This window comes from Anabaena sp. FACHB-1237 (genome assembly GCF_014696225.1).
Lineage (GTDB): Bacteria > Cyanobacteriota > Cyanobacteriia > Cyanobacteriales > Nostocaceae > FACHB-1237.
This window is the reverse complement of sequence record NZ_JACJPV010000032.1, coordinates 1-18,445: the sequence shown is the minus strand read 5'-3', so window position 1 is coordinate 18,445 and position 18,445 is coordinate 1. Positions and strand designations below refer to the sequence as shown.

Below are 18,445 nucleotides of genomic sequence, written 5' to 3'. Positions count from 1 at the left end.
TAAATTATCATACTGAGAAAATATTACTATGAGATTTGTTGTTTTCCTTAAACAACATCCTGAAAAATTCGGAAATTTCTCACGACTTTTGTCGAAAAAGTTGCTGTTATTAAAGTCATGGTAAATAATAAAATAGGTAAATAGGTTTGATCAGGAACTATACCTATTATTAGTTTTTGCAAGAATATATAGATAAATGTATGTAAAGCATATATACCCAGGGATAAATCAGAAAATAGTTTAATAATTGGTTGAGGAATTGATGATATTTTCATTGAGACTAAAGTAACTAACCAAGCACTAAAAACTAAAGATAATCTAGTATATACTGAAAGAGAAAAATGTTTGTGATCTTCCCAAACAAAGGGTTTACTGAAAAATTTCCACTCAATAAAAATAAATATTACTATCATAAATAGTAAGACAAATATTTGCAGATAATTAATTTGATAGGTATCATTTGCTTGTTTCTTTTTAATTAGACATTGAGTAATTAAAAATGACGAAAATACATAAGGTATAAAATTTAGAGGGTTAGCAACTTCGACTATAGTCTTAAATTGTGTACCTATAATTTCTGGAATTAAAGGTAATAAGAAAACAGTTATACAAGATAGAATTAACCCTGGATAGATGATAAATTCTGCTTGTATCCGAGTTTTTTCTATGAGCATCACAACCAATTCAGCTAACATTGTCATAAATAATAAGCAAGAGAAAAAGTAAAAAGGGTTTCCATATCCATCTTCAATAATAAAACTTATTAAACTACGCCAAGTTATAGATTGACTTAAAAAATTAGTATATATAGCATTGTTGAAAATTAAGTTGAAAATATGGGCAACCATTCCCCAAAATAAATACAGTTTAATAATCTTAAATAATCTTTTATTCCAGAAATAATTAGGATACTTTTGACGGTTAATAAAAAATAAAACTAGTGCTGTCTGCATAAATATAGGAACTGCTAAGTTAAATATGTTGTATACTATAAATTCATAAATATTCTCATATCCCCAAAATAAACCAGATATATTAGAATGTATAGCCACAACTAGTATACAACAAACTGCACGAAGATAATCAAATCCGTAGATTTTACCGATATTTATTGTGTTCATAATTTTGAGATTTTAATTTAATTATTTGATAATTATTTGATATTTAACAGGATTAAGCTGTTGTGCATTTTTAATACACAGCAGCAACTCAAGAGTCATGCACTCAAAATTGAAAAAAGTTTCAGCAAACTTTTCTGTGAATATCATTATATAAAATCTAGCTGCACAACAGCTTATTGTAGCAGAATTTACATAGAATATTAGAATCAATGCTATTTAGAAGTTCATGTAAAATTATATCAATAGATGTTGTGAATAATTATTAATTTTCATTAAATAATTTCTCATTTTGTCACACCATCATCATAAAATTACCACGATACATTGCAAATGTTACAGCACATTCCATCTACATGAGGTACACTATGAACACAGCAAGATGACTGTCTTACAAGGCTTTTATCATTAACATCTGTACCTCATAATAACGGAAACTGCTGTATATCCTGTAAGGATCTACGGATCTTATGCTAAAATTACTGATACTGTTCATCAAACTTGCAACCGTGAATACTTATACAAATATATTACCACCCTTCCTAATTCTTGATCCATTGTTACAAAGCTGGTTAATTGAAGATATAGGAAGAGGCGATCGCACCACTCAATCTTTATTAAGTACCAAATCTACATTTAAATCTGCTAAATGGATTGCTAAAGCACCTGGTGTCATTGCAGGTTTACCTGTGGCCGCTAGAATCTTTCAATTACTCAGTAATAAAGTCGAGTTTAATTATGTCGTTAGTGAAGGTGCTATCTGTCAACCAGGTCATATTATAGCTGAGATTCATGGTTCTTTCGATAGTTTATTAATGGGTGAGCGTGTAGCATTAAACTTAGCTATGCGTTTGAGTGGAATTGCCACTTTAACTCATGAATACGTAACAAGAATAGCTGATTTACCTACTAAATTTGTTGATACTCGCAAAACAACGCCTGGTTTAAGAATCTTAGAAAAGTATGCTAGTGCTGTAGGGGGTGCAATTAATCATAGAATGGGGTTAGATGATACTGTAATGATTAAAGACAATCATATTGTAGCTGCTGGAGGTATTACCTCAGCTATTACTCAAATTCGCGCTTCTATTCCTTATACTTTAAATATTGAAGTAGAAACAGAAACCTTGGAACAGGTACAAGAGGCTTTAGATTGTGCTGCGGATATGATCATGTTAGATAATATGTCCATAGAAATGATCACAAAAGCAGTCGAATTAATTAGACAGCAAGATAGTAAAGTGAAAATTGAGGCTTCGGGAAATGTTAATTTAACTACTATTCGTCAAATTGCAGAAACTGGAGTTGATTATATTTCTAGTAGTGCGCCCATAACTCAATCTAAATGGTTAGATATAAGTATGAGAATATAAAAATAATATTACTAGTGTTGAAATGAGTAGCTACTTCTTTTGATGTCTGAATCAGATCATCTCAAGTATAAGATTTGAATAACAACTCTATAAATTATCTCATCTATAGTTTTTATCTATAGTTTTGAGGATAATAGTTAGTAGTAGGTAGATTATTGATGTTATTTGTGTTATTTGTAGGAATGATATTTGTGGGAATATTGTTGGTAGGAATATTGTTGGTAGGAATATTATTTGTAGGGATTAGTGGTGTAACTTGAGTTTGACTAAAATACTGGTATGCTGTGCTAGAGACTTGATTGATTAATGTCGCAGCACGTTGATCATTTTTTGGCCTTGCTACCATGATAGAAGCAATGTAACGTTTACCATTGGGAATATCAATTAAACCTGCATCAGCTAGTACCTTGCCAATATCCCCAGTTTTATGGTACGCTTTTCCTCCTTTTCCTAGCCCAGCAGGAATCAAATTGTCTCTTTCTGTGCGACTCATAATATCTAAGATTAAATCACGCGATCGCATACTCACAAAGTTACCTTGACTCACCAAAGAAATCAATACCCCCAACTCTTTAGGACTAGTGGTATTAGTTCCTTCTAAATCTGGTAAAGGATTACGTATGTTAGTATTAGTCAATCCCCAACTGCTAAAACGCTGATTTAAGACATCTTTTCCCCCCAATTTAGCAATTAACATATTTGTAGCTGTATTATCACTAATAGTAATCATCTTTGTGGCCACATCCAACACAGTATATTTAGTTCCTGGTTCTTGATATTGCATATTTCCAGAACCACTAGCGATCATTTCCTTTTCTAAAGTTAGCATTTCATCCAGACGAATTTTACCTGCATCTACATCTTGAAAAAAAGCAATAAGAATAGGAATTTTAATGGTACTAGCAGCGGAAAAAACAGTATTTGCATTAATATCTACATAGTTACCATTATCCAAATCTAGTAAAAATACTCCTGCGTTTAATTCAGCACTAGCAGTAGTTAAACTCTGAACGGATGATTTTAAATCAGTAATTTCTTGGTTAACAAGAAGACTAGAAGTATGATTTTGAGGTAGTTTTTGAGCTTGATTAGTTGAAGTAACTGAAGTAGTAGTATTAATACGATTAGCTGGATCTAAAACTGATAGAACTGTGCCAACAATTGCCCCAATACCCACACCCATAATTAATAACCTCAAAGCATATAACATAGTTTGTGCCATTGGTTTTAACCTGGTTTTGCGAGATGTACGTCTGTGAACTTTTGGTTTTTCTATACGTACCGTTTTTAATCTCGTATTTCCTGATGTAGTTGGTTTTTGCCCGCTAATTTGCCTGTTAACTTGTCCTCTACCTGGTTCTTTAACTGGTGGTACAGGTTTAAATGCGGTAGGTATCATCACTCCTGATGGTGGTTGTTTCTCCCCAGGAGCAATAGTACCCTTGTTCTGATTAGGTGCTGTGGGAGTCATGCCAGTGTCCCTAGATGGTAATGGCTTTTGCTTAGTCGCCTTTTTATCACCTGTTTTCGATACCTGTCGCTGACGACGGCGTTGTTTGCTGGGTTCTGTACGAGATATGGGGATGATTTTTTTATTGGACTCTGACACAGCTACTACTCCTTGTCACTGATAAAATATAGTTAATAAGTTTTGACTTTACTGATAATTAGGTTATACGCAAGTTATTGTTTACAAGTAAGCCCCTTATTATTTAAGTGGATTTTGTGTAATTTGACACTCAGTTTATTTATATAAACTAGGTAGTATTTTTATATCTATTTTACATCTATTTTCAGCTTTACATCTATTTTCAGCTAAATGAACCACAGTTTTTATTTCGCGCAAAGGTGCATTAGCGAAGCCAAGTAAGAACTACGTTAGGATCTCACATTATTACACTAGCTATGGCTTACGGCAGGCTAAGTTACTGACTTGTAACCTGAGTTTTACATTATGTTTATTATACCTCTGTGATAATTACATAAGCGTGGTTTGAAATCATTGTAGGGACAATTTATAAATTGTCCCACATTCATTTTCACTCCTATGTCTATTAGACAGCAACATTTATCTAGCGGTTATAGTCATTAAATAGGTTAGCTATCCTATGTATAGCTAAAAATATACTGTAGTATTTAGCATAAAAACAGATATTAAATGTCAGTAATATATTTTGACCTAGTTCGATAATTCTCTGAGTAGTAAGCATAATTGATTACATTTTAATTACTTGTTAGTTATCTAGTTATAAAATTATTATTACTGGAATTACTAGTGTTATTTCAGCCTGGGATTTGGATTAATTTGAAATATTTTTTAGATTTGGGGAACCTTGTACTCAGTCATCAGTCTAAAAGAGTTTATTGTTTATGTGTTTTATAGAACTTGTATTTAAAGTAGAATCTTTTAAAAATAAATGTAAAAAAGATTTTTTTTATCCGGGTCTTTCTACTGAGAGGAGAATAATTAAATAGATTGTTATCTTGTAACTAAATTGACTTACTGGGGGGTATTGTTCAGTTTAGTTATGGCTGATTTGAGCAATTAACAGCTAATAACCTATAAAACTTAATATATTCTTACCTCAAAGCAGGTAAGCGATAATAGAAGGAAAAATTTCACTTCTGTAGTATCTAATTAGACTCTACAGACAGATTTTTGTGCGAATTTTTACAGATATTATTGTAATAGAAAGTTTATGTAAGGTTATCGTGATGGCATCAATTTAGAACCGTTATCTCAAATAAAAGTTTGTTTAAATGTACCTATGAAAAAAAACATTACCATAGGATTGATGATGTTGTCATTCTATTTATGCAACACTCATTCTAGTATTGCGGTTTATGAGCTTGTCACAAAAAATACTCAAATCACATTGATTGCTAGTACTGATTTAAAAGTAACAGCAGATATATTGTCCAGGGATGATCAAACTACGGACTGTTTACGAAAACGTAAATGTACTAGTTAATAAGCATCTAGTGAAAATCATCGTAGGGATAATTCATGAATTGTCCCTACAAGGGTTTCGTGGTTATGCACATTTAATTAACTATAGCAATCCTAATTAAAGAAAATACGGTTATTAAGTTTGTGTCTTATGCAACTAATGGTTAAGACTATGGATTACGCTCAATATACCACTTCAACCACAAAGTCAAACTTTGTAGGATATTAAAAATATCTTTTACTAATTACGTATTTGATCATGAATAATTATGATTTAGGATTGGTATATCAGACATAGCAGCAAGATCCCCAACTTATGTAGTAAGGTAGAAAAGATTAATTACTATTAGGGCTTACGCAAGTGTCACACTAAAAAATCTGTTGAGTAGGTGCGTCAGATATGAACAATTTGGTTATTTACATGATTTATACTGTCTGACGTGGTTGGTGAGCTTGTCGAACCAGACCCTACCAATGTGCCAGTTGTGTAAGTCCTGACCATAATGGCTGTCGGCAGATTAAAGATCATAATTAAAATCCTGCTATATTGTTAAAAAAAGCCCTAGAACACCGAATACGTGCGGCAAGTGCGGAATTTAGGCCTGTGGACAAGATCCTTGGAAGAAGCAGGAAGCAAACATCAAATTTGCTCTATTTGTTCAGATATGAGCATTTTGTGTGAGTTTTGTATTGCACAAATTACAATAACTATTTCTGGTGACAAATGAGATTATTAATTAGTAACGATGATGGCATTTATGCCCCTGGTATTCATAGTTTAGCTAATACTCTAGCTATAGCAGGTCATGATGTTACTGTGGTTTGTCCAGATCGGGAAAGATCAGCTACTGGACATGGACTAACTTTACTACAACCTATTCGGGCTGAGATGATTGAGTCTGTATTTCATCCTACCGTAAAAGCCTGGGCTTGTGATGGCACACCATCAGACTGTGTAAAATTAGCATTATGGGCTTTATTAGATAGGCCACCAGAGTTGGTACTATCGGGAATTAACCAAGGTGCAAATTTAGGGACAGAAATCCTTTATTCTGGAACAGTTTCTGCGGCTATGGAAGGTTTAATTGAGGGTATTCCCAGTATTGCCTTTAGTTTAACTAGTCATACTTACAAAAATTTTGAAACTGCCGCTCAATTTGCTGAACTTTTAGTGAAACGAATTTCCCAGCAACCTTTACCAGAATTAATGTTACTGAATGTCAATGTTCCTCCAGTTCCTTGGTCAGAAATTGCTGGTGTTGTTTGTACTCGCCAAGGAGTGCGACGTTATGTAGATGTTTTTGATAAAAGAGTCGATCCTCGCGGTAAAACTTATTATTGGTTAACTGGTGAGGTTTTGGAAGATGTTGAACCACCTATAGGTTTAAACTTGCCTCAAAATATTCCTATTGATGTGGTTGCCATTCAGGAACAGTATATTAGTATTACACCACTACAGTATAATTTGACCTATGGTAATGGTCTGGAAAAATTATCTAATTATGAACTTAAATTTCCGTAAATTTCCGTAAATTTTGACAATATAAAATGTATGACACTCAAACTTAGTCCATAATAGTAAAATATATAGGATTCGTAAATGGAAGAAAGCCTCATCATCTGAAACCTGATTTACAGTAAAAAATTAAGAAATTTTGTTTGTTAATGTTTTTTAATCATTTGACCGTTCAGTAAACAATACTCATGACTAGGATAGGAAATAAATTTACAGTGCATTTTTGGGGCGTTCGGGGCAGTATTCCCAGTCCTGGTTTAAATACTGTCCGTTACGGTGGTAATACACCTTGCATATCCATGCAAGTCGGTGGTAAAAGATTGATATTTGATGGTGGTACAGGTCTTCATATATTAGGACAGTCGCTGTTATCACAAATGCCCGTAGAAGGACATCTTTTGTTTACCCATTCCCACTGGGATCATATTCAAGGATTTCCTTTTTTTATACCTGCATTTATTACTGGTAATAAGTTTAACATTTATGGTGCGATCGCTCCTGATGGTTCAACTATAGAACAGCGTCTGAATGATCAAATGCTGCATCCTAATTTTCCTGTACCTTTACAGATTATGCAGTCTACTTTAAGTTTTCATGATATTAAACCGGGACAACTCATACAGATAGATGATATTGAGGTGGAAACTGCCCATCTCAACCATCCAGGGGAAGCAGTGGGATATCGAGTAAATTGGCGTGGCGGTGCGGCAGTATATATCACTGATACGGAACATTATCCTCATCATTTGGATGAAAATGTGTTATGGTTAGCTCGTGATGCGGATGTATTAGTATATGATGCTACTTATACTGATGATGAATATAATTCTCCTAATTCGCCTAAAATTGGTTGGGGACATTCTACATGGCAGGAAGCGATAAAAGTGGCTGAAGCTGCTAAGGTAAAGACTCTGGTTATTTATCACCATGATCCATCCCATGATGACGATTTTCTCGATAATATCGCCCAACAAGCAGCAGCAAAATTTTCAGGTGCAATTATGGCTAAAGAAGGTTTAGTTCTCGAAGTAGCTACTAAAGATCCTGATAAAACTCATGAGTGAGTGACTACTACCGCAGGGCGAAAGTCAAAAGTTAAAACCAAGACAGTATAGGCTTTTGGACAATTTAGAATGGTTGTTTTATTTACGCCAAGCTGTACTAGGTTTTATATTTAGACAGGCTAAAAATAATTATTTACTATGAAATGATCGCTAATATATATTATAGTCAACTTTTTTTATACCTACTATTTATATATAAGTCTGTGTAGAAATAATTAGTTTTTCGGTTTATATTATTTAATGGGATATTCAATTGTGTAAATAACGGAAAAATTGGTTATGACTTTTGATGAACAAAAGACATTTTTAGATGTGCCAACAGTGAACATTTTAACAATGTTTAGGTTAGGATTATTTCAAATGGGTTTAAGTATGATGTCTATTTTAACTCTAGGAGTGTTAAATAGAGTCATGATTAAAGAAATAGCAATTCCTGCAACTATAGGCAGTTTAATATTGGCAATACCCTATTTTATTGCCCCAACAAGAATTTTATTTGGGCAATTTTCTGATGGTAAACCATTGTTAGGATATCATAGAACTTTTTATATTTGGTTTGGGGCAGCAATATTTGCGATCGCTGCTTATTTAATGATACAAGTAATGTGGCAATTAAATAATGTAGCCACTATTAATAATACTTGGGTTTGGAATTTAGGAAGTATCGGATGGTTAGCAGTTTTAAGTTTAGTATTTGGTATTTATGGGTTAGCAATTTGCGCTAGTGGCACAGCATTTGCAGCCTTATTAGTAGACATTTCTGAAGAAGATAACCGTTCTCAAGTTGTGGGAATTGTATGGTCTATGTTAATGGTAGGAATAATTGTGGGCGCAATTATTAGTTCTAGCTTGTTAGAACAATTGGATGGAAATACAACATTAGAAACTTTACAAACTGCCATAAATCGCTTATTTTTAGTAGTTCCTAGTATTGTATTTTGTTTATCGCTTATTGCTACAGTAGGGGTAGAAAAAAAATATTCTCGATTTTTTATCAGGGCAAATTCTCAAAATAGAGACGATAATATTAGTTTAGAAACAGCGTGGAAAATTTTAACAGCTAGTCCACAAACTGGACTATTTTTCATGTTTTTATTAGTGATGACAATTAGCTTGTTTATGCAAGATCCAATTTTAGAACCCTATGCAGGACAAGTATTTAATATGCCATTTTCCGAAAGTACAAAATTAAACGTTTTTTATGGTACAGGAATTTTAATTGCCTATAGCATTACCGGATTTTTCATAGTACCACGTTTAGGTAAAAGAAGAACAATAAAACTAGGTTGTTTATTAGTAGCTTTTTCCGCTTTATTATTGGGCTTTTCTGGATTTTCTGCCAATGGTAATTATTTAAAGTTTGGTTTAGTAATATTTGGGTTATCCACTGGTTTTGTAACTACTGGTGCAGTAAGTTTAATGTTAGATTTAACCATAGCTGAAGCTGCGGGTACATTTATTGGTGCATGGGGTTTAGCACAGTCTATATCTAGGGGTATTGCTACTATAATTGGTGGTAGTGTTTTAGATTTAGGAAAACAGATTTTTGTAGGTAATTTAAGTTTAGCTTACGGTGCAGTTTTTGCTTTAGAAGCTGCGGGAATGATCATATCAATTTGGTTTTTAAATCAAGTAAATGTCGCTGAATTTAAAACTAGTGGTAAACAGGCTTTGTCTAAAGTTTTAGAAAGTGATTTAGATTAATTGACAATGAATAATTGACAATTGATAATTGATACAGTTCAGGACTTAGGCAACTGGTACATTGGTAGGGTCTGGTTCGACAAGCTCACCAACCACGTCAGACATTATAAATCATGTAAATAACCAAATTCTTGATATCTGACGCACCCACTCAACAGATTGTTTAGTGTGACACTTGCGTAAGTCCTACAGTTGATAAATAATTAGTAATGGTTAAGTTATGCAGGATTTTTGGAGTGAGATTTTAGACTTTTGTGTAACCACTACTAACAAAGTGGGAAAACAATTAATGTTAGATTTTGGCAAAGTACAAGGTTTAGAAAAAGCTGATGGTAGTTTAGTAACTCAAGCTGATAAATGGGCTGATCAAGAAATAACTAATGCTATTATGAAAGCATTTCCTGATCATGGTATTTTAAGCGAAGAGAACAATCAAGTTTTTCCCGGTACAGATTGGTGTTGGGTAATTGATCCTTTAGATGGTACAACCAATTTTACTAGAGGTATACCCATTTGGGGAATTTCTCTAGGATTACTTTATCATGGTGTACCTGTTTTTGGTTATGTTTTTATGCCACCTTTAAATCAGGTTTTTCATGGTTTTTGGGGTGGTAATTCTGGTTTAGAAATGCCAACGGGAGCGTTTTTAAATCATGGCTTAATTGAAACTAGCAAAGATCCTATCAGTGGTAATCATTTTTTGAATCTTTGTTCTCGAAGTACCGCTATTATTCAGGCGGGTTTTCCTTGTAAATTGAGGATGTTAGGAGTTGCTAGTTATAATTTTTTAACTGTGGCCATGGGAGCAGTTTTGGGAGGTATAGAAGCAACTCCAAAAGTGTGGGATATTGCAGGTGCTTGGGTAATTTTAAAAGCTGCTGGTGGTACTTGGAAATCTTTACAAGATGATCCCTTTCCATTATTATCTGGTGTTGATTATGGTAGTAAGTCTTTTCCAACTATTGTACTTAGTTATGAAGATTTAATTACTAATTTTCAACCATTTTTAGAAAACTTGAATTTGTAATTACTGCTGGTTGGGTTAAATAGGTTTTACAAAAGTTTGTAGATCAATCAATATTCTAACCCAACAAAGTCAACGTTTTCAGCAAGTTTTACCTATTGTATCTTGATAAAAAATATTACCATGACTAGACAACCTCACGACCAATTTGCCAAGGAATATTTAGAGGAATTACTCAAATGTTTAGGCATGGTAGAAATAGATAAAAATGTTAAAAGTCAAGTGAGAGAAATAGATATATGGTTTAGTCCAGGAACTCCTACTGAGAAAATGTCTAATTGAACCATTTAGAAATTGTATGCTAAAATTATATAGTGTACATGGCGAATTACTCAGACAAGCAAAAAGGGAAGGAAGAAAAATATTAGAGAAAGAATTAGCATTTTTATGGATTTTAACACCAACTTGTTCAGAAGAAAAACTAGCAGCATTTCGGGCTGAAGAAGATGATGAGTGGTGTAAGGTAATTTATTTTCTACCTGAAGCACAAAAGACAGCTATTGTAGTTCTTAATGAATTACCAGTAAATCAAGACACATTTTGGTTAACAGTGTTAGGAAAAGGGAAGACTCAAACCCAAGGAGTCAAAGAATTAATTAAAGTATCTACAGAGAATAAAAAATGGCATTACCTACTGGAAATTTTAGCATCATGGCGTAAAAATATAGAAGTGAAGACTAATTTTACTGATGAAGATAGGGAGTTAATTATGACTTTATCACCAGCATATCTTAAACAACGGGAAGAATGGCGTGAGGAGGGAAAATTAGAAGGTTTACAACAGGGTTTACGTTTAATAATTGTGAGTTTATTAACAGCCCGTTTTGGTAATTTAGATGAGGAATTATCTAATGCTGTGAATGGAATAATAGAACTTCCTTTAACAGAAAGAACTGATTTATTATTGAATTTATCTCAGCTTTCTCGTGAGGAGTTGTTAGTTAAGTTGACGGTTAATTAATTGGTGAATTTAGCAGTATTTTGTAGTTAGGTTGCAAAAAATAACCCAACTTCTATGTATATATAACTCATCCTGTCAAAAAAGCAGATAATTCATGTAAAATCTGAAAGATCAACTTTATAACTTTGTAGGTTGAGTTAAGCAACAGCAGAACACAACGCATTGATATAAAGACTCAACCTTGTCAAGTAAGGTAACAAATTCTTGCCCTCTACAGGGTTTAATGTAACTTAATTATGCGAACACTAATCATTGATAATTATGACTCTTATACCTTTAATCTATACCAAATGATTGGGGAAGTAAATGGAGAATCACCTGTAGTCATTGCTAATGATCAGATAAAATGGGACGAAATTAGCAAAATGTCCTTTGATAACATTGTCATTTCTCCAGGTCCAGGCCGTCCTGAAAATTCAGCAGATTTTGGAGTTTGTCAACAAATAATTAAGAATATTAAAATCCCTTTACTGGGAGTATGTCTAGGACATCAAGGAATAGGTTATTTACACGGTGCTAGGGTAATTCATGCTCCCGAAGTGCAACATGGTAGACTTAGTAAAATTTTCCATAATGGTTCTCAATTATTTACAGATATTCCTCAACAATTTTCAGTAGTACGTTATCACTCTTTAATAATTGCTGATGACTTACCGAACTGTTTGGAAAAAATTGCGTGGACAGAAACAGGGTTAATTATGGCTTTGCGTCATCGCTATTTACCTTTTTGGGGTGTACAATTTCATCCAGAGTCTATTTGTACAGAATATGGTCAAAAATTACTGGAAAATTTCAGAAATATAACATTAAATTTTATACAACACCATTGTAAAATTACAAGACAGCAGTATTTTACAGGATATAATAATAAAAAGTCTTATAGCCATCATTACTCAAAACAGTCCCAGGATTTTCAAGTATATACTCGTAAATTGAATGTTTATCATGATACTGAGAAAATATTTGTCCAAATTTTTGGAGATGCACCTAATTCTTTTTGGCTGGATAGTAGTCTTGTAGAATCTGGTTTATCTCGTTTTTCGTTTATGGGAGATGGCAGTGGTCCCCATAGTTTATTAATTCGCTATTATACCAAAACGCAAAAACTCACAATTACACAATCAGACACAGTAGTTTGTCGTCATGAAAGTATTTTCACTTATCTTAACAGGGAAATAGAATATCGTCGTTGTTACACTGATGAACTACCTTTTGATTTTAACTGTGGGTTTGTGGGTTATTTTGGTTATGAACTGAAAGCAGAATGCGGATCTCAATTAGTCAATTTTTCTCCTTTACCTGATGCTATTTTCTTGTTTGCCGATCGCTTCATTGCTATTGATCATCAAGAACATTGTATTTACTTGTTGCAATTAATCAAAATAGGAGAACCATCCTCTCCAGGAACCTGGTTTGACAATATTGAACAACAATTAACAAATCTTGATCCTCTACCTAAGATAGTCCATCAAGAAAATAAACAGTCTATTAATTTATCTTTACATCGTCCATATCAGACTTATATCCAAGATATTGATCACTGTTTACAGCAAATTTACGAAGGAGAAACTTATCAAGTATGTCTTACAAATCAATTACACAGCTATCATACTCTTGATCCTTTAGGATTTTATCGTAATTTACGTCACATTAACCCTGCGCCTTACTCAGCATTTTTACGGTTTGGTGAAATAGCGATCGCCTGTTCTTCTCCAGAACGCTTTCTCAAAATTAATCCTGAAAAATGGGTAGAAACTAAACCCATTAAAGGAACAATTCCGCGAGGTAAAACCCCATCTGAAGATGTTATCCTTCGTACCCAATTATACCATAGTGACAAAGATCGGGCTGAAAACTTGATGATTGTAGATTTGTTACGTAATGATTTAGGACGGGTTTGTGAACTTGGTAGTGTTACCGTACCAAAATTGATGGATGTAGAAACTTATGCAACAGTACATCAATTAGTAACAACGGTAAAGGGAAAATTAAGACCAGACTTAACAACAATAGATTGTATTCAGTCCTGCTTTCCTGGAGGTTCAATGACTGGTGCACCAAAATTGCGTACTATGCAAATTATTGATCGCTTGGAAAAAGAAGCTAGAGGAGTGTATTCAGGAGCGATCGGTTTTTTAGCGTTAAATGGTAGTACAGACTTGAATATTGTCATCCGCACGGCAGTTTTAACTCCTGAACATATATCTATAGGTATTGGTGGTGGAGTAATAGCACTTTCTGACCCAAAAATGGAATTTCAAGAAACGTTATTGAAAGCTAAAGCCCTAATTCAAGCTTTAGTAATTACTATAGAGGGAAATTCAGAAGTAGATATATATTCTATGCTAGGGTTACAAACCACAAATGATCTTAATTATGAACAGTTAAGTACTTTATATTAGATTTTTAAATAAATAAGATATGCTTTGGATCAACGGTATATTATACAAAGAAACAGTAGTTCCATTCGATCTGCGAGATCGGGGACTTTTATTAGGCGATGGTTTATTTGAAACAATAGCAATTTTCAATCATACTCCATTTCAACTACAAGCACATCTTCAACGACTAGAACAAGGATGTAACTTACTAAGAATACCAATAAACAGCGATCGCATTAATCAAGCCATTACTACAATTATTCCACAATTAACCAACCCTCATGGTATTCTCAGGATTACCGTCACACGAGGAATAGGGGAGCGAGGATTATTACCATCATTATCTACACCTAAACCAACAATTATCGCCACCGTAAATAATTGGCAACCCCTTAATTACGAACCTATCAAACTTTTTCTATCTACAATAAAACGCAATGAAAATTCTCCACTATCACGGATCAAAAGTCTCTGTTATTTGGATCAAATTATGGCATTACAGGAAGCAGTAGAAGCAGGTTACAGTGATGCAGTCATGCTTAACACAAGTAATAAAGTAGTATGTAGTACCTCAGCAAATATTTTCTGTTTATACAATACAAGACTTGTCACATCGCCAGTTAGTGACGGTGTATTGCCAGGTATAATGCGTCACCTAATTTTACAAGATGCCGAATCAATGGGTTTTCAAGCTGAAGAGAGATCATTAACGTGGGATGAACTATTGGCCGCCGATATTGTTTTATTAACAAACAGTGTAAAGTTAGTACGTCATGTCACAACTATTAATTTGCAGAATTGGCATAACAAAAGAGATTATAGAATTAATATTATTCGTAATCATATATTGAATAAAATTAATTTAGAATGTGGTACAGACTTATTGAATCAATTACAAATATAATCATATCCTGGAGTGATTCAAGAAATTTAGTATACATAGGAGTGAAAATTATCGTAGGGACAATTCATGAATTGTCCCTAATAAGCTGTTGTGCTTTTAATTTGAATAATAGATGCAAGCAAGATGCTTGCACTACACTAATTTTAGGTTTTTTAGTTATGCAGAGAGTGCTGCTCATCAGCTTACAAGGAGTTTAATGGTTATGAACATTTAATTACCACTAGATGTCTAGTGGGATATCCACAAAAAAAGTTAAGATGCAAAGACATGACAATGCAAATTTTTTGCCAACTTTTTAAAGATTGATATAAGGCAGCAACGGTAAACACCCATGTATGATATTCTTGATACCCACTCAGTCCTAGAAGTATTGCGACCAGTAGAAGATCCAGAACTTCGCAAAAGTCTGGTAGAATTAAACATGATTCGCAATGTTAAAATTGACGGTGGCAAAGTAAGTTTCACTTTAGTGTTAACCACTCCTGCGTGTCCATTGCGGGAATTTATTGTTGAAGACTGCAAAAAAGCCATTAACAAACTACCTGGAGTTACAGATATTCAGGTAGAAGTGACAGCAGAAACACCACAACAAAAGAGCTTACCGGATCGTACTGGTGTCAAAGGAGTAAAAAATATTATCGCTGTTTCCAGTGGTAAAGGTGGAGTTGGTAAAAGCACAGTAGCAGTAAATATAGCAGTAGCTTTAGCACAAACAGGAGCTAAAGTTGGCTTATTAGATGCAGATATTTACGGACCAAATGATCCCACCATGTTAGGGTTGAGTGATGTTGAAATAGCGGTACGTTCCACAGATGCAGGAGAGATTTTAGAACCTGCTTTTAATCATGGTGTAAAATTGGTATCTATGGGCTTTTTAATAGATAGAGATCAGCCTGTGATTTGGCGAGGACCGATGTTAAACGGAGTAATTCGTCAATTTTTGTATCAAGTGGAGTGGGGAGAGTTAGATTATTTAATAGTAGATATGCCACCAGGAACAGGTGATGCACAATTAACTTTAACTCAATCTGTGCCGATGGCTGGCGTTGTCATTGTGACAACACCACAGAATGTAGCTTTGTTAGACTCTCGTAAAGGTTTACGGATGTTTGAACAAATGAATGTTCCCATTTTAGGTATTGTGGAAAATATGAGTTATTTTATTCCTCCAGATCAACCTGATAAGCAATACGATATTTTTGGTTCAGGAGGTGGAGAAAAAACTGCTTCCGAGTTAGAAATTACCTTATTAGGATGTGTACCCTTAGAAATTTCTACCAGAATTGGTGGTGATCATGGTGTACCCATTGTCGTATCTGAACCTAATTCTGCTTCTGCAAAGGCTTTAAAAGCGATCGCGCAAACAGTAGCAGCAAAAATTTCTGTGATGGCTTTAAGTTCAGTTTAGCTATCATCTATTGGCTTAAAATACAAAACTGACTCCTAACTCCATTTAGGGGTTTAGCACTGCTAAACCCCTACTGAATTGACTTGGTGACTCCTTGATCTACTTACCTTAAAATGCTACTTAAACCTTTACGCTCTAAATTTTCTTGGCAATATTGGCTTAAACCTTGGCAACAAGTAGATATACTTCTATTTATTTTACCAATAGCTGTAAGTATGTTTGGTGGCTTAATGATTCTTAGTACTGAACTTAAACAGCCCGTAACTGACTGGTGGTGGCATTGGTTAGTAGCAATTATTGGTTCAATTATTGCCCTCTTTATTGCTCGCATTCGCTACGAAAACCTTTTAAATTACTATTGGACTATCTATGCCTTAACTAATGCCAGCTTAATTGCAGTAATGATTGTTGGTACAAGTGCCAAAGGCGCACAACGCTGGATACCAATTTTTGGCTTTAACGTACAACCTTCAGAATTTGCTAAAATCGGTGTCATTATTACCATAGCCGCATTACTCCATAAACGCACAGCTTCCACCCTTGACAGTTTCTTTCGAGTCTTACTCATTACCGCCACTCCCTGGGCTTTAGTCTTCCTACAACCAGACTTAGCTACCTCATTAGTATTTGCTGCTATCGTTATTGGAATGCTTTATTGGGCAAATGCTAACCCAGGCTGGTTAATCTTATTAATTTCCCCTATAGTAGCTGCGATTATGTTTAGCATATCTTGGCCACTTCCGCAATCAATATTTATACTGAAAGATATTGCCATTACTCCACTAGGTTTGATTTGGGCAGGTACAATGGCCATAATTGGTTGGAAAACCTTACCCTGGAAAAGTTTTGGCATTAGTGCTATAAGTTGTTGGTTATTAAATATGTTAGGTGGAGAACTAGGAATTTTCGCATGGAATCATGTACTAAAAGATTACCAAAAAGATCGGTTAAGTGTCTTTATTAATCCTGATCACGATCCTCTAGGTGCAGGTTATCATTTAATACAATCTCGTATTGCTATTGGTTCAGGGGAAATTTGGGGTTGGGGTTTATTCAAAGGTCCCATGACTCAATTAAACTTTGTTCCTGAACAACATACAGATTTTATATTTTCTGCTGTAGCAGAAGAGTTTGGCTTATTTGGATGTTTAATTGTATTAGCTGTATTTTGTGGGATTTGTTTACGATTGCTACATATTGCCAAAACTGCTAAAGATAACTTTGGTTCTCTTTTAGCCATCGGTGTTTTGTCCATGATCCTATTTCAACTTATTGTTAATGTAGCTATGACTGTAGGGTTAGCACCAGTAGCAGGTATTCCTTTACCTTGGATGAGTTACGGACGTTCGGCAATGTTGACAAATTTCATTGCTATAGGCATTGTAGAATCTGTAGCTAATCACCGTTATCGTCAAAGATGGTAATTGCTGATGGGTTAGATTAACCGTGTTAACCTGTGGACTAGATAGTGCTGACACTTCTAGGATAAAGCATGAAGAAAAAGCGAACTTTTGTTAGCATTAGTTAGCTTTTTTGTATCGGATATTCTATTATTGTATTGGTGATGAAAATTCCGCCTAACATCTCACAAGCAACTTACATACATGATAAAAATACGGCCCAACGCTGATAGCTGTTGGCGTAGCGTGGCGTAAGCTATAAGCTGACTGCCAAATTAATTACTAACAACTAACAAACGAGGCTAAAAAAATGATCCTACCTGGTGCTACTGTTCGTGTAAAAAACCCCGCAGATACTTATTATCGCTATGAAGGACTTGTACAACGGGTAAGTGATGGTAAAGTGGCTGTATTATTTGAAGGTGGTAATTGGGATAAAATTATCACTTTCCGCTTACCAGAATTAGAACTCGTTGATACCATTGCGGCTAAAAAAGGTAAGTAAATAATATAGGGAGATTTCAGCAAAATAGCCAAACTTTGCTCACATCTTGATAAACTTAAATCAAAACATGATCTAAGTATTGGACACAAATTCAAACGACTTAGATACAAGCTAAGACTAGCAATGGAAAGACTCAG

General features: G+C 34.3%; 14 protein-coding genes. 12 read left to right on the top strand and 2 right to left on the bottom strand.

The genetic code is table 11. The features are described from left to right. Window positions 1-47 precede the first annotated feature (47 nt). The gene (locus H6F32_RS14985; protein WP_190370115.1) at window positions 48-1,121 is read right to left on the bottom strand and encodes an acyltransferase family protein; all 1,074 of its coding nucleotides are present in this window, start codon (window positions 1,119-1,121) and stop codon (window positions 48-50) included. A gap of 467 nt (window positions 1,122-1,588) precedes the next feature. On the opposite strand from H6F32_RS14985, the gene nadC reads away from it, so the two are divergent. Then, window positions 1,589-2,491: a carboxylating nicotinate-nucleotide diphosphorylase gene (gene nadC / locus H6F32_RS14980; protein WP_190370114.1), complete on the top strand. Its 903-nt coding sequence runs from the start codon at window positions 1,589-1,591 to the stop codon at window positions 2,489-2,491. A gap of 112 nt (window positions 2,492-2,603) precedes the next feature. Here the strand turns inward: nadC and H6F32_RS14975 are convergent, their stop codons facing one another. Next, a complete protein-coding gene (locus H6F32_RS14975; RefSeq protein WP_190370113.1) occupies window positions 2,604-4,100 on the bottom strand; it encodes a serine hydrolase in 1,497 nt (498 codons plus the stop codon). A 2,065-nt stretch (window positions 4,101-6,165) separates the two neighbouring features. Between H6F32_RS14975 and surE the strand changes: the two genes are divergently transcribed. The 11 genes from surE to H6F32_RS14925 all read left to right on the top strand — a co-directional run bounded on the left by surE (window position 6,166) and on the right by H6F32_RS14925 (window position 18,308). Continuing rightward, window positions 6,166-6,963: a 5'/3'-nucleotidase SurE gene (gene surE, locus H6F32_RS14970; RefSeq protein ID WP_190370112.1), complete on the top strand. Its 798-nt coding sequence runs from the start codon at window positions 6,166-6,168 to the stop codon at window positions 6,961-6,963. A 182-nt stretch (window positions 6,964-7,145) separates the two neighbouring features. Next, window positions 7,146-8,021, top strand: a complete 876-nt coding sequence (locus H6F32_RS14965; RefSeq protein ID WP_190370111.1) for an MBL fold metallo-hydrolase — start codon at window positions 7,146-7,148, stop codon at window positions 8,019-8,021. 279 nt (window positions 8,022-8,300) lie between these two features. Next, on the top strand, window positions 8,301-9,725 hold the full coding sequence (locus tag H6F32_RS14960) for a BCD family MFS transporter (protein ID WP_242031150.1): 1,425 nt from the start codon (window positions 8,301-8,303) through the stop codon (window positions 9,723-9,725). 220 nt (window positions 9,726-9,945) lie between these two features. Beyond that, a complete protein-coding gene (locus H6F32_RS14955; protein WP_190370110.1) occupies window positions 9,946-10,752 on the top strand; it encodes an inositol monophosphatase family protein in 807 nt (268 codons plus the stop codon). A 120-nt stretch (window positions 10,753-10,872) separates the two neighbouring features. Beyond that, the gene (locus H6F32_RS21110; RefSeq protein WP_313926651.1) at window positions 10,873-11,031 is read left to right on the top strand and encodes a hypothetical protein; all 159 of its coding nucleotides are present in this window, start codon (window positions 10,873-10,875) and stop codon (window positions 11,029-11,031) included. Window positions 11,032-11,047: 16 nt separating this feature from the next. Continuing rightward, complete coding sequence (locus tag H6F32_RS14950) at window positions 11,048-11,710, top strand: hypothetical protein (RefSeq protein WP_313926650.1); 663 nt, start codon at window positions 11,048-11,050, stop codon at window positions 11,708-11,710. 236 nt (window positions 11,711-11,946) lie between these two features. After that, the gene (pabB, locus tag H6F32_RS14945; protein WP_190370109.1) at window positions 11,947-14,112 is read left to right on the top strand and encodes an aminodeoxychorismate synthase component I; all 2,166 of its coding nucleotides are present in this window, start codon (window positions 11,947-11,949) and stop codon (window positions 14,110-14,112) included. A 19-nt stretch (window positions 14,113-14,131) separates the two neighbouring features. Continuing rightward, window positions 14,132-14,995, top strand: coding sequence for an aminotransferase class IV (locus tag H6F32_RS14940; RefSeq protein ID WP_190370108.1), 864 nt, complete (start codon window positions 14,132-14,134; stop codon window positions 14,993-14,995). 331 nt (window positions 14,996-15,326) lie between these two features. Beyond that, window positions 15,327-16,403, top strand: a complete 1,077-nt coding sequence (locus H6F32_RS14935) for an Mrp/NBP35 family ATP-binding protein (RefSeq protein WP_190370107.1) — start codon at window positions 15,327-15,329, stop codon at window positions 16,401-16,403. 113 nt (window positions 16,404-16,516) lie between these two features. Next, on the top strand, window positions 16,517-17,827 hold the full coding sequence (gene rodA / locus H6F32_RS14930) for a rod shape-determining protein RodA (RefSeq protein ID WP_190370106.1): 1,311 nt from the start codon (window positions 16,517-16,519) through the stop codon (window positions 17,825-17,827). A 286-nt stretch (window positions 17,828-18,113) separates the two neighbouring features. Continuing rightward, complete coding sequence (locus tag H6F32_RS14925) at window positions 18,114-18,308, top strand: NAD(P)H dehydrogenase subunit NdhS (protein WP_190370105.1); 195 nt, start codon at window positions 18,114-18,116, stop codon at window positions 18,306-18,308. Window positions 18,309-18,445 lie beyond the last annotated feature (137 nt).